Below are 13,220 nucleotides of genomic sequence, written 5' to 3'. Positions count from 1 at the left end.
GTGCTTCAAGAGAAATCTCCGCATCGCCCAGAAGATTCCCGGAGCCCCGATGTCCAAATCCCTGAAGAAAAGAGCAAAAAAGGTCGGCGCCGCGCCGGGAACGCTTATGCATCTCGGCCGGGAGAGGGGCGGGTCTGTGGCGATCGAGGTGATCGAGTACGATCCCGAGCACCTGCAAAAGCGGCAGGTGCAGGACGTAGGGGAACTCTTCCCTTCCCACCCCCCTCCCCTCATTACCTGGGTCAACGTCGAGGGGCTCCCGGACGCTCATCTCCTGCAGCGCTTCGGCACCGGCTTCGGCATTCACCCCCTCGTCCTGGAGGACGTGCTCGCGACGGACCAGCGCGCGAAGGCGGACGATTATGGCAGCTATCTCTTTGTTGTACTAAAGATGCTCGCCGCCGGGGAGAAGGGGGCGGAGATCAGAAGCGAGCAGGTGAGCTTCGTCCTCGGCGAGCGGCTCCTGATCTCCTTCCAGGAGGGGATCGATGGGGACGTCTTCGGGCCGGTCCGGGCGCGCCTGGAAAACCCGCAGGGGCAGTTGCGTGCCAGAGGCGCCGATCACCTCCTCTATGCCCTCATGGACATCACCGTCGACAACTACTACCTCGTCCTCGAGGCGCTGGAGGACAAGATCGAGGCGCTGGAAGATGAGGTCCTCGTGAACGCTTCCACTGCGACGGTGCAGGAGATCAACCGGCTGAAAAGAGAAATGCTTTTTCTGCACAAGGCGGTGTGGCCCCTCAGGGAGACCGTCGGCTCGCTGCAGCGGCGCGACTCTCACCTCATCGAGGAGGGAACCTCCATCTTCCTGCGCGACCTCTACGACCACACGGTTCAGGTTCTCGACACCCTGGAGACGCTCCGCGAGATGCTCTCGGGGCTCCTCGATATCTATCTCTCCAGTGTCAGCAACAGGCTCAACGTGGCCATGAAGTTCCTGACCGTGATAGCCACCATATTCATGCCCCTTTCCTTCATTTGCGGCGTGTACGGCATGAACTTCAAGTTTGCCGGAGCTTGAGTGGCGATACGGCTACCCCGCGGTGATGCTCCTCATGCTGGTGCTCGCCGTCGGCATGCTGGCCTTTTTCCGGAAAAAGGAGTGGCTGTGAAACGTGGAGGTGCCATGGAGTTCAGGTCCTCGATAGACTCCCTCGTCAGGCAGCGCTACTCATGCAGAAGCTACTCCTCCAAGCCGATCGGCAAGGAGACGCTGCGCACCCTCTCCCGCTTCTTTGCGGAACACCGCACCGGTCCATTCGGCGGGGAGGCGCGGTTCGAGCTTCTGGCGATGACCGAAGAGGACCACGAGATACTGCGGGGGCTCGGCACCTACGGTTTCATCAAGGGGGCGACGGGGTACGTCGTGGGTGCAATGAAGAGGGGAGCGCACGACCTGGAAGAATACGGCTACCTCCTGGAGCAGGGGTTGCTCCTTTGCACCGATCTCGGTCTCGGAAGCTGCTGGCTCGGGGGAAGCCTCACGAAGAGCCGCTTCGCCGAGAGGATCCGGCTCGGCCAGGGGGAGATAATGCCGGCGGTGGCTTCGGTAGGATACATAAAGGAAGGGACCCGGGAAAAGGATGGCATCCGGCGCCGGGCAGGTTCCGATCGGAGGCTGCCGGCTTCGGAGCTCTTTTTCGACGGGGGTTTCGGGGTGCCCCTTCACGCTGCGGAGGCAGGTGCATACGCAGGGGTGCTGGAGATGGTGCGGCTGGCGCCTTCCGCCTCCAACAGGCAACCGTGGCGTATCGTGCGCGGCGACGGTGCATGGCACTTGTACCTGCAGCGCACGAAGGGGTACGGCAAAGGAACGCTCCTGTTCACCGTCCTCGGGCTGGCGGACCTGCAGCGGGTGGACATGGGGATCGCCATGTGCCACTTTGAGCTCGGCGCGAGGGAGATGGGGGTGCAGGGGGGGTGGATCGTGCAGGAGCCGGAGATTGCAAAGCCGGGCGAAGGGGTGGAATACACCGCTACCTGGCAATCTCCATAGAGTGCGCGACCTCCTTCAGGTAGTCGTCGAGGTCGGCGTTGACGAGGTGGCGGTGGCTCGCAGTGCCAAGGCCTATGGAGCCCCTGTTGATGATGATGGTCGGAGCATTGGTGACGTAGGGAAGAAGCGAGGCCGGGGTCACGTTGAGCGACGACCCGAGAACCAGGAGGAGATCGCACTCTCTGATGAGCTCCTCCGCCTCGTCGTAGCGGTAGACTGCCTCTCCGAAAAAGACGATGTCCGGCTTCAGCACTCCCTTGCAGCCGCAGCGCGCCACCGGCTTGTCCGGACTTTTCCCCATGAGATCGAGCCACCAGCGATAGGTCAGGTTGAAAAAGCGCTGCCCGCACTTAAGACAGGTTGCGGAGCCGAAGGAGCCGTGCAACTCGATGACGCGTTCGCTCCCCGCTTCCTGATGCAGCAGGTCGATGTTCTGGGTGACGATGCCGCAGAGGATCCCCTTCCCGGACAAGGTGCAGAGGAACTCGTGGCTGAAGGTGGGGGTGATCTCACTCGCCATGGTGGCAAAGTCCCAGGCGAATTCGTAAAAGTAGCTCGGATCGCGTCGAAACCAGCTGATCTCGAAAACCTTCTGAGGATCGTAGCGCCGCGACACGTACAGCCCCTTCGGGCCGCGAAAATCGGGTATCCCTGCGGAAGTGGACAATCCCGCTCCGGTCAGCGCCACCACTTTTTTCGCCTGCTTGAGCATCTCGGAAAGTTCGCCGGGGGAGATCGAGGCGTCTACACTCATTGGATGGGGTCCTCAGCTGATCTGGAAAGATTTGATGCGCCAGAAGACAGTTTACCGTCCGAATACGATTCCGGCAAAGAGGCGGGCGCCGAAAGAAAGGGCCCGCTCGTCGATGTCGAAGTGAGCGCTGTGCAGAAAGGGATTTGCCGACGGGTCGCCATCGGTGCCTGCCACGCCGAGAAACATGAAGGCTCCCGGCTTTTCCTGCAGCATGTACGAGAAATCTTCCGAACTGAGAGCGGGCTTGTAGTCGTGCAGGAGGTCGGCGGGTTCGACGAAGCGAGAGAGGAACGAAGTGAGGTTCTCGACCACTGCCTCGTCATTTACCACTGCGGGGCACTCCGGCTCATACTCGATCTCCACCCGGCATTGCGGATGAACTGCCCGCGCGGAGCTATGGCAGACATCGAAAAACATCTCCCGGATCGACCGCTGCACCTTGGTGGAAAAGGTCCGCACACTGCCGCAGAAGTCGCCGACTTCGGGAATGACCGCCTTCGCCGCACGGTCCCCCGCACTTACCTGGCAGACCGACAGTACCGCCTGGTCAAGCGCCCCCACCCTTCTCGCCACGATGTACTGAAGATCGCAGACAATCTTGCACAACGCCAGAACCTGGTCGCTGGAATTTTCCGGCGCAGAGCCGTGTCCGCCGGTCCCATGCACCTTCACGCGGAAGACGTCGATCGCCGCGCAAAAGGGGCCCTTCCTGTAGGCGACCTGCCCCACTTTCAGGGTCGGCAGGCAATGCAAGGCGTACACCTCATCGATCCCCTCCAAGTACCCTGCCTTCACCATCCGCTGTGCGCCGCCGTACCCTTCCTCGCCGGGCTGAAAGAGGAGCCGCACCGAGCCGCGCAGCTCTTCCCTGTGCTGATAGATCAGCTTTCCCGCCCCCACGAGGATCGCGCAGTGGGCGTCGTGACCGCAGGCATGCATGAGGCCGTCGACCGTGGAGCGGAAACCGAGCCGCTGAGGAAGATGGTCCGGGGAGTCCGACTCCGTCAGGTGCAGGGCATCCATGTCGGCACGCAACGCGAGCGACGGCCCCGGCAGGGCCCCTTTTATTTCCACCACCAGCCCCACCTCACCCGGCCCGTGGCGCAGTTCCACCTCCATCCCCCGGAACTGTCGGTCAAGATAGGCAACCGTCTCGGGTTGATCCACCCCCGCCTCCGGGTGGGCGTGCAGGTGGCGCCGGAGCGCGCTCAAGTACGGCAGTGACTGTTCCGCTTCAAAAAGTAGATCCCCTACCTGCATGCAACCTCCCGTTGCATCGGCCCGCGATCATCGATGGAAACCGGGACCGGCGGCGACCGCATGTAGCTCGACCGAAGCCAAAAAAAAGTCATAGTACACTCAGCCGTACTCTTTGGGTAGGGTATTTGTGACACAAGGCCGGGAACAGGGTCGCGCGGAACGGTACTAGAAGGAGCTGATCCTGCTTGGTGGCACGGGAACGCGATCGCTCAACCACTCATTGAAGTTTTCATCCTGCCACATCTTAACTCTTTGAGTAATGAGAGTACCTCTGTAGCAGTGTGCTGGCGCTAGCGCGTGCTGCTGGAAATCAACATACGCTCCAAAACCGTGCGATTGATATACTGAAAGAAGGGATGATTCCGATGCGGGGGGGTGCGGCCGGTCGCAACGTAGGCCGGGATAAGCCGCAGGCGTTCCCGGCGTCGGCGCCAGCCGATCGGTGCTGCCGGAAGTGCCGGAAACGCTCCGCTTATTCCGGCCTACATGGAAGCATCGTGGCGTTGTAGGCCGGGATAAGCCGCAGGCGTTCCCGGCGTCGGCGTTAGCCGATCGGTGCCGCCGGAATTGCCGGAAACGCTCCGCTTATTCTGGCCTACATGGGACATCGTGGCGTTGTAGGCCGGGATAAGCCGCAGGAGTTCCCGGCGTCGGCGTTAGCCGATCGGTGCCGCCGGAATTGCCGGAAACGCTCCGCTTATTCCGGCCTACATAGGGGGATCACTTGTGGAACACAACCATCTCGCGACTGTGCAAAGGATAATGCTGTATTTCACTGAAGAAACCGGAATACGAGGAGGTGCCCCTCCGCGCCGCTACCTCTGGACCGATGCCTTCGCCGTCTGCAACTTTCTGGAGCTGTACCGGCAGACGGGGGAGGAGAGGTGGCGCGACCTGGCAATACGGCTGGTGGACCAGGTGCACCACGTACTGGGACGGCATCGCCCGGGAGACAGGCGCACCGGGTGGATCAGCGGCCTGAGCCAGGAGGATGGGGAAAAGCACCCTACCCGCGGCGGCTTGCGCATCGGGAAGGATCTCGATGAGCGCACCCCCCAGGAACCGCCGGACGACCAGCTCGAATGGGAGCGGGACGGGCAGTACTTCCACTACCTCACCAAATGGATGCACGCGCTCAATGCGATGACCCGCGTTACCGGCGACAGCAGGTATCTCGTGTGGGGAATGGAGTTGGCGCAGGTAGCCCATGCCAAATTCAGCCACACCACCGTGTGGGGCGCAAAGCAGCTGTACTGGAAGATGAGCATCGACCTCACCCGTCCGCTGGTCCCTTCCATGGGGCTGCACGACCCGCTCGACGGGATGATCACCTGCTGCGAGCTGCAAAGTGCGGCAAAAGGGCTCCTAAAGGAGCGCCAGTCCACGCCCCCTCCCCCTGAACCTGCCACTGCTGGCCCCGCTCCGTCCACAAATTATCCACTGGATACGGAGCCCCCTCTGACGCCCCATCTGCATCACAGGGAGGTTCCCCATGCGTCCCCTCCCCCTCCGGAGGATCCCATCCACCCGCCTTTCACCGACCTTTCCGCCGCCATCGAAGACCTCTCCAGCATCGGCCGCGGCATGACGTGGGAGACGGACGATCTCCTCGGCATAGGAGGACTGCTGTGCGATATGTGGCGGATGGAGCAGCTGGTGGAGCGAGGGGAGTTTCGAAGGCGGGAAGTGGAGGAAAAGGTGCTGAGGGCGGCGCTTCGCGGCATCGGACAGACCCGCGGCATACTCTATCTTCCGCACAACTACCGGCTCCCCTTCCGTGAGCTCGGTTTTTCGATAGGGGTCCACGCGGCGGAGCGGCTGTGCGCGAGGAACATGGCGGAGGGAGGTTCCCGCGACATGGCGCGGCTGGGGAGCTACTTCTTTCTGGCGGAGAAGGTGGAAAAGCACTGGCTGGAAGAGCGAAACCAGGAAACGGAAAGCTGGCGCGAGCACAGGGACATCAACATGGTCATGCTCGCCACTAGCCTCGCGCCGGAAGAATTCCTGCGGGTCTGACCGGGGCGCCGCCCACGGCGTCAGCAGGCCCCTTCCCGCAAAAAGATCACCTTCACGGTCCTCAGGATCAGCCTGAGATCGAGGAAGAAGCTCCAGCTGTCGATGTACTCGATGTCGAGGCGCACGACCTCGTTGAAATCGGTGATGCTGTTCCGGCCGCTGACCTGCCAGAGCCCCGTTATCCCCGGCTTGATGCAGATCCTCTTCCGCTGCCAGTTTTCGTACCCCTCCACCTCGGCGGGGGTAGGCGGCCTCGTCCCCACAAGGCTCATCTCACCCTTCAGCACATTCCAGAACTGCGGCAGCTCGTCGAGGCTCGTCTTCCTCATGAATGCACCGGTGCGGGTGATGCGCGGGTCATCCTTGATCTTGAAAATCGCCCCGTTCATCTCGTTGAGGTGCATGAGCTCCTTTTTGCGCTCCTCCGCATCCTGATACATGGAGCGGAATTTCCAGCAGGTGAAGGTACGGCCGTTTTCGCGCACCCGGGTCTGTCCGAAGAAGAGGGGTCCCGGAGATTCGAGCTTTATGGCGAGGGCGATGAAGGGGAAGAGGATCGCGGAGAAGAGGAGGCCTACGCTTGCGCCGGCGATATCGAGGCAGCGCTTCAGAAAGAGCTGGTCGAGGTCGAGCGACACCGGACGGAAGGTAAGAAGGGGCACCTCGCCGTGCAGCATCCCCAGCTCTCTGTGGCAGTCAAAGCGGTAGTAGAGGTTGAGGACGGTGCGGGCCGTGATCCCCATGGTGTCGAGCTCCTCGATGTACTCCGCGAGCTCGAACCTGCACTCCTCCTTGCTGTCGCAAAAGATGACCTCGTCCACAGGGTACGATTTGCAGACCTCCACCATGTCGGTGAGGTTCCCCACAACCCGATGCTCGAGCGCATGAGAGACGTGCTGCGGCGAGGTCTGCAGCACCCCCACCACCTGGAGCCCCCACTCCCTGTGCCTTTCGAGGAGCTCGAAGACCCTCTGGGCGCTGACGCCGGTCCCGACGAGCAGGATGTTTCGGAAGTTGTACCCCTCGAGGCGCAAGAGGCGCAGCGCGAAGCGCACCAGAAGCTGCTCGGTGGCGAGGATCAGAAATGACAGTATGAGGAAGGTGCCGAAGAAGCCACGGCTGAAGCCGTGGGGCTGCAGGAGGAATATGGCGGACGAGGTGACGACGCCGCCGATGGCGGTGACCTGAGCGAGAGAGCGCAGCAGTGTCCAGGGGGAGGTGAGCCGGTGCGAGCGGTAAAACCCGTAGCGGTCAAGGAGGTAGCCCCACACGGGAACGGCGATGAGGAGAACCCAGCTGTAGTAGTCGAGGTCTTCGAGCCCCCCGAATTGGACTCGGAGATTAAAGGAAGTGACAAAGGAAACTACAACAAGCGCCGCATCGCAGACGACGTTGGCTTTTTTAATCAAGCCAGCCCGCTCTTTTAACATCATACCCCCGCAAAACACACGGCGGACCTATCGGTGCGGTATGGCTCGGCAGCATTACAGTACACACAGATCCGTCATAACAATGACGGGGTTTATACATCAATAATGACTAAATATCAATATGTTTACGCAAACGAGACGAGATAGTAGGTAGTAGGTACAGTGCGGGTTGAGCAGCGGATCAAAAAAGGGGACAGGCTACGTTTCGGTGTGAAAAGTAGCCGGTCCCCTTTTCATCTGGCCTAAGCAAGGCAAATCCCCCCTGCCCCCCCTTCGCAAAGGGGGGAACGTTAGGCATGCTGCAGTGCTTCGTGGCAATGGGGGAACGCGAGGTCTCGTGCAGCGGCTCCCCTTCTCACTTTGTAGCGAAGTCAGTTTCCGGAGTAGGAGACATCGAAGAGATGTCCGCCGCGGGAGAATCGGACGCGAGTTTCCCTTATGTCCACGATGCGGGCGCCGGCAACTTCAGCCCCCTCTCCGACCAGCGCGCCGTTCACCACAGCGCGCCTCATGCTGCGCTCCTCCTGCCAGGCGATGCCGGAAACAGTGATGTCAGAGGCACCACGAAAATCCTCCACAGCGGCGGCCTGCTGGGGCGCTTCCACCTGGGCGGACTTTGCCGACTTCGCCGCGCGACGCTCGACCGCAACAGGGGCCGGATATGCGGGGGGCGCTTTCGGCGCAGCGGGGGGTTGAGCCACCACGGGCGCCGGAGCTGCGGCAACGGGAGCGACAGGTTGCGGCGCTACGGCTTCAGGGAGCGGGGCCGGGGGAGCGGCATGGGAACCGGCGGCGGGCTCCACCACTGCGGCAACGGTCGCCTCTCGCGCCGGTTCGCTGTGGGAACCGCGATTGAAAAAGACTCCGGCGCCGACCCCGCCGGCGAGCAGGATCACCGCAACGACAATCTGCAGATACGGCTTTCGTTCCCGCGGCTGGGGCGTGCTCGAGCTGCGATAGCGCAGCACCTCGGGGCGGATGTCCACGCTCCCCCCGAGCCGGCTCTTCCGCTCCTGCTCCATCTTTCTCAATGCGTCGAGTATGAGACTCATGCGATCTGCTCCCCGCGGTGAGCGCGTTGGGCCGCGCCACCCGCGTCTGTTCTGGCTGGAGCGGAAGAAGGTTTCCCCTCTTTCCGAGCCACCCCCGGCGGGAAAAATCCTCCCGCACGGCGGTATAAAAGGATGAGGGTCTGACCGGCAACCTTCCCGTCCACGGCGAGCCCTTCCCTGCGCTGGAACAGGGCGATCGCCTCCACCGTCTTTGGCCCCATGGTGCCGTCCGGAGTCCCTTCGTAGCATCCGGCACCCTGCAAAAGCCCCTGAAGGAGCGTCACCTTCTCCGTTTTCTCCACTCCCTTCCCATTGGTGGTGATGCCGTGAAAGTCCTTCCAGAGGAAGGTGGCACCTCCGCTCCAGATCGCTGCCAGCTCGTCGCGGGTCAGTACCGAGCGCCCTCCGATTGCCGGAACAACCGTAACGGTTTCTTTTCCGAGCTCTGTCAGAGCGAGGAGACGGCTCCCGCCGTGCGGCAGGGGCACGTGCAGCAGTGCGGGTGCGTCGAGGCGTGCCACGGCGTCTATCCCGCCGGTCACCCTCGTCGCCGTAAGCCCACGCCGGCGCGCCAGCGCCTTCAGATTTCCCCCCTTTGCCTCGGACGGCGACATTGCCGGGGCACGCCACTCCGCAAGGACAGCATTGAGGGCGGAGACGAGGTTCTCGTCCTCCGAAAGGGAGCCGAGCCCGGCAAGGGCGGCATCACGTGAAAGGGGGGAATCTTTCGCTGTCACAACCGGAGCAGGCGCACCTTTCGCGACGGGGCTTGCCGGAGCAACGGGGGCGGCGACAGCGGCTGTCGCCACTTTTTTTGCGGCTGCGGCCTGCCCCCCAACCTTCTCCGGGTGCTGTGCAATGGGCTCGCGTGATGCGGGAAAGAGGACGAGCGCAAGGGCAACAGCGCAGAGAGCGATCCCCCCCCCTCCCCAGGCGGCGACGCGGCGCGATACCACAGGGCGGTGCACATCCTTGCGCAGATCCGCAATGGCGAGGGCGGCCATGGCAGGCGTCACCTCGTATGTCTCGCGGGTGTACGAAAGGAGAAGCGCCCTGTCGCACACGCCGTTGATAAGACGCGGCAGACCGCCCGAGAAGCGATAGATCCGCTGCACAGCGCCTGCGGAAAAGTGCAGCGGCTCGCGCCCTCCCGCGGCAAAGCGGATGCGGTGCCTGATGTATTCACCGGTGTCGGCGGACCCCATCGCTTTCAGGTGGTAGCGCACCGTGATGCGCTGGTCCAGCTGGCGCAGATCCTGGCGGGCCAGGAGCGCCCGCAACTCGGGCTGACCGACGAGGACGATCTGGATCAGCTTGGAGCGCTCCGTCTCCAGGTTGGAAATGAGGCGGATCTGCTCCAGCACCTGCACGGAGAGGTTCTGCGCCTCGTCGATGACGAGGACCACCGTGCGCCCCGCCCCGTTCTCCTCCAGGAGAAAGCGGTTCAGAGCCTGATGCAGCTCGTGCATCTCGTCTCCCGCGCCGCTCACGCCAAGCTCGGTGCAGACCTCTTTCAGAAGCCCGATGGGGGTGAGTGTGGGGTTGAAGATGAGGGCGGTGCGGTAGATCTCCGGGTCCAGCTGGTTTAGCAGCGTGCGGACTATCGTCGTCTTGCCGGTACCGACCTCGCCGGAAAGCTCGATGAACCCCGCCCGGTTCTCGATGGCGAAGAGGAGATGGGCAAAGGCCTCCTGGTGCGGAGAGCTCAGGAAGAGGAAGGCGGGGTTGGGGGTCAGGGCGAAGGGCGGCTCGTTAAACCCGTAGTGTTCCCAGTACATAGTATTTGGCCATGGGGCCCCAGGGGGGCAAAAGGGGAGTAGTGAGGCAAACCATACTAGCTATAGAGTTTTTGAACCGGAAGTGTCAAGGATTGTTTGAAAAGGGGATCTAGCGCCCCCCCCGGATCAGGGTCATCAGGTCGACGAGACGGCTGGCGTATCCGGCCTCGTTGTCGTACCAGGCGAGGATGCGCACGAGGTTCTCCCCCACCACCTGGGTGAAGGGGGCATCGAGGATGCAGGAGAGGCGGTTCCCCCGGAAGTCGCAGGAGACGAGTTCCTCCTCGTTCACGCCGAGTATCCCCTGGAGTCCTCCCTCGGCCGCAGCGATGAAGGCATCGTTCACGCCGGCGGCGTCGACCGCAGAGTCCAGCTCGGCCACGAGGTCGATATTGGCGACCGCCGCCGTCGGCACCCTCAGCGCCATGCCGTGCACCTTCCCGGCAAACTCCGGCATGACCTGCTGCAGAGCCGGGACTGCGGTGGTAGAGGTCGGTATCATCGACCGCCCCATCCCCCGCGCACGCCTCAGGTCGGGGTGCGGGTCGTCGAGGAGCGACTGGTTGTTCGTGTAGGGGTGCACGGTGGTGAAGAGGGTCTTGCGCACCCCGAAGCTGTCGTGGAGCACCTTCACCATCGGGGCAAGGCAGTTGGTGGTGCACGAGGCGTTGGAGATGACCCGGTGCCGCTCAGGGTCGAAGAGGTGGTCGTTGACACCGAGGACGACGGAAAGGTCGGCGTCGGCCGACGGCGCGGAGATGACCACCATCCCTGCCCCTGCGGAAAGATGCCCCGCCGCCTTCGCGCGGGCGGTGTGGTGCCCCGTCGCCTCGATGACCACGTCGACCGCATGCTCCCGCCACGGAAGCGCCTCCGGGTCGCCGCAGCTCAAGAGTGGAACCGTGTGCCCGTTCACCACGAGGCGGTCATCAGCGAGCACCACCTCTCCGGGGAAGGGACCGCGGGTGGAGTCGTATCTCAGCTGGTGCGCTATTGTTTCGCTATCGCAGAGATCGTTGACGGCGACCACCTCGATCCCCTCCCTCTCCAGGGCATAGCGGAACATCGTCCTGCCGATTCTGCCGAACCCGTTGATGGCGATGCGCAATGGCTCGTCATGACTGCTGCCTGCAAAACTCTTCACGTTGCTGCAAACTCCTCTTTCAAAAGCACTTCCTCTGTGACTCCGGTCGGGACGGGGGAAATTCATGGAGCGACCGGTGCCCCTTTTTTCAATAGGGGGAAAAGGTTCAATAGCCCCGCTGGCCACATTCTGTCAAGGAAATTCCCGGACTCCGTTGCCGTCGCCAGAGGTGATGCCGTCCTCCGAGAGAGGTACCGCAGCCGGGGCGCCATTGGGGGTAAAAACCCTGACAAATTGATATAATAACGGTAGTTGGGGAACAGAAAGGGGGCGATCCTGGTTGAGAAAGATTAGCAGCCTCGTAGTGGTCGGGCTGGCAGTGGCGACTTGCGCATTGCCGGCATTTGCCGCCTCAAGGGGCGGAGGGGGAGGTTACAGCGGAGGATCGAGGGGAGGAAGCATCAGCACCGCACCATCCACGGGGGGCGGAGGTATGACCGCCGCGCCGCGTGGAGGACCTGCATTCCGGGACAGAGGTTTCGGCGGCGGAACGTACCAGGGAGGTCAGAGCGGTGGCACCCAGGGCGGAGGCAGTTATCACGGCGGGCACGGCGGAGGCCAGGGCGGAGGCGGCTACGTAGGAAACGGGTCGAGGTACGGTGGAGGTGGCGGTAACAACTGGCATGGCGGCGGTTACTACGGGCATGGCGGGCACCACGACGGGTATTATGGAGGGCATGACAACTACTACGGCAGCGTCTACATCGGCCCCGTCTGGTCACCGTGGTGGTACGACCCCTATCCCTACCCCTACCCGTATCCGTACTACTACACTCCTCCGCCGGTTGTAATTGAGAGCGGCCCGCAGGAGTACATCTATCAGGAAAGCAAGCCTGCGGAGCAGGCCTACTGGTACTACTGCAGGGATTCCAAGGCGTACTATCCCTATGTGAAACAGTGCCCGGGAGGGTGGGAAAAGGTTGAGCCGTCGAACCCACCGGAGTAGGAGGATGACCATGAGAAGGGATGCTGCGAAATACTGGCCTGTTCTTTTCCTCCTCTTCCTTGCCGGATGTGCCACTCCTCCGCTGGGCCCAAGCGTCATGGTGCTCCCCGCCCCCGGAAAGCCGTTTGAGCAGTTCGTGGGGGAGGACTCGGTCTGCAGGCAGTGGGCCGCGCAGCAGCTCGGAGAAAAGCCGGATGGGAAGAAGCACACGGCAACGGGAGCGGCAGCAGGGACGCTGATCGGAGCCGGAGCCGGTGCAGCTCTCGGAGCCGCCGCCGGAGATCCCGGCACAGGGGCCGCAATCGGCGGCGGCACCGGGCTCCTGATGGGGAGCGCGGCAGGGTACAGCTCAGGTCAGAGCTACGCTTCCGACATGCAGCGCAGGTACGACATGACCTACGTGCAGTGCATGTACGCAAAGGGGAACCAGATTCCCGGCGTGGTGTCTCGCGGAGTGAAGAATTCGCCACCCACCCCGCCCCCGCCGAGCTCCAGCAAATGAAGCATCCGATCCGTTTCACGGTTTCAACATGTAGGCCGGAATAAGCGGAGCGTTTCCGGCATTGCGCCAGCATTATCCCGCCGTCGCCGATGCCGGGAACGCCTGCCGGTTCTTCCGGAAATGAGGCCTTACCTCCCCCCCTTTGCGAAGGGTCTTCCGGGAATTCTGGGGAACGCGCTACAAAGAATCCGGGTGCCCCCACGCTGGAGCGTAGGCATCCTTGCCTGCGATGGCGGCGCAGCCGCCACAGACCGCGCGGCTGGCGCCGCGGTACAGGCTGGGAAGCCTGTGCTCCAACGCGGCGCCACTAGTGTCCCCTCACGTCAACGGAAGCGACCG

Annotated in this window: 12 protein-coding genes; 6 read left to right on the top strand and 6 right to left on the bottom strand. The window is 62.7% G+C overall.

The features are described 5' to 3' along the window. The first annotated feature begins 49 nt into the window (after positions 1-49). The 3 genes from corA to LPW11_RS16965 are packed head-to-tail and all read left to right on the top strand — an operon-like array spanning position 50 to position 1,999. Positions 50-1,024, top strand: coding sequence for a magnesium/cobalt transporter CorA (gene corA / locus LPW11_RS16970; protein WP_331001571.1), 975 nt, complete (start codon positions 50-52; stop codon positions 1,022-1,024). Further along, positions 1,011-1,115 carry a Loki-CTERM sorting domain-containing protein gene (locus tag LPW11_RS22415; protein WP_331001570.1) on the top strand — a complete coding sequence of 35 codons (105 nt, stop codon included), beginning with the start codon at positions 1,011-1,013 and terminating at the stop codon, positions 1,113-1,115. Before corA ends, LPW11_RS22415 begins: the two co-directional genes overlap by 14 nt. A gap of 14 nt (positions 1,116-1,129) precedes the next feature. Next, positions 1,130-1,999, top strand: coding sequence for a nitroreductase family protein (locus LPW11_RS16965; RefSeq protein WP_230995062.1), 870 nt, complete (start codon positions 1,130-1,132; stop codon positions 1,997-1,999). Here the strand turns inward: LPW11_RS16965 and LPW11_RS16960 are convergent. Then, positions 1,980-2,753: an SIR2 family NAD-dependent protein deacylase gene (locus LPW11_RS16960; RefSeq protein ID WP_230995061.1), complete on the bottom strand. Its 774-nt coding sequence runs from the start codon at positions 2,751-2,753 to the stop codon at positions 1,980-1,982. The two genes, LPW11_RS16965 and LPW11_RS16960, sit on opposite strands and share 20 nt — an antisense overlap. A gap of 51 nt (positions 2,754-2,804) precedes the next feature. Next, complete coding sequence (locus tag LPW11_RS16955; RefSeq protein WP_230995060.1) at positions 2,805-4,013, bottom strand: M20 metallopeptidase family protein; 1,209 nt, start codon at positions 4,011-4,013, stop codon at positions 2,805-2,807. A 726-nt stretch (positions 4,014-4,739) separates the two neighbouring features. Between LPW11_RS16955 and LPW11_RS16950 the strand changes: the two genes are divergently transcribed. Then, entirely contained in the window at positions 4,740-6,029 is a 1,290-nt protein-coding gene (locus LPW11_RS16950; protein ID WP_230995059.1) for a hypothetical protein, read from the top strand. 20 nt (positions 6,030-6,049) lie between these two features. On the opposite strand, the gene LPW11_RS16945 is transcribed toward LPW11_RS16950, so the two are convergent. The 4 genes from LPW11_RS16945 to gap all read right to left on the bottom strand — a co-directional run bounded on the left by LPW11_RS16945 (position 6,050) and on the right by gap (position 11,433). Then, entirely contained in the window at positions 6,050-7,438 is a 1,389-nt protein-coding gene (locus tag LPW11_RS16945; RefSeq protein ID WP_230995058.1) for a sugar transferase, read from the bottom strand. 392 nt (positions 7,439-7,830) lie between these two features. Beyond that, positions 7,831-8,511 carry a hypothetical protein gene (locus tag LPW11_RS16940; protein WP_230995057.1) on the bottom strand — a complete coding sequence of 227 codons (681 nt, stop codon included), beginning with the start codon at positions 8,509-8,511 and terminating at the stop codon, positions 7,831-7,833. Then, entirely contained in the window at positions 8,508-10,289 is a 1,782-nt protein-coding gene (locus tag LPW11_RS16935; protein WP_230995056.1) for an AAA family ATPase, read from the bottom strand. Before LPW11_RS16935 ends, LPW11_RS16940 begins: the two co-directional genes overlap by 4 nt. A 109-nt stretch (positions 10,290-10,398) precedes the next feature. After that, entirely contained in the window at positions 10,399-11,433 is a 1,035-nt protein-coding gene (gene gap / locus LPW11_RS16930; protein ID WP_269145349.1) for a type I glyceraldehyde-3-phosphate dehydrogenase, read from the bottom strand. 304 nt (positions 11,434-11,737) lie between these two features. Between gap and LPW11_RS16925 the strand changes: the two genes are divergently transcribed. Together LPW11_RS16925 and LPW11_RS16920 are read left to right on the top strand one after the other, a co-directional pair. Next, a complete protein-coding gene (locus tag LPW11_RS16925) occupies positions 11,738-12,379 on the top strand; it encodes a hypothetical protein (RefSeq protein WP_230995055.1) in 642 nt (213 codons plus the stop codon). Positions 12,380-12,389: 10 nt separating this feature from the next. Continuing rightward, on the top strand, positions 12,390-12,881 hold the full coding sequence (locus LPW11_RS16920; RefSeq protein ID WP_230995054.1) for a YMGG-like glycine zipper-containing protein: 492 nt from the start codon (positions 12,390-12,392) through the stop codon (positions 12,879-12,881). The last annotated feature ends 339 nt before the right edge of the window (positions 12,882-13,220 follow it).

The organism is Geomonas sp. RF6 (assembly GCF_021044625.1).
In the GTDB taxonomy this organism is placed as follows: domain Bacteria; phylum Desulfobacterota; class Desulfuromonadia; order Geobacterales; family Geobacteraceae; genus RF6.
This window is presented reverse-complemented; position numbering and strand designations above follow the sequence as displayed.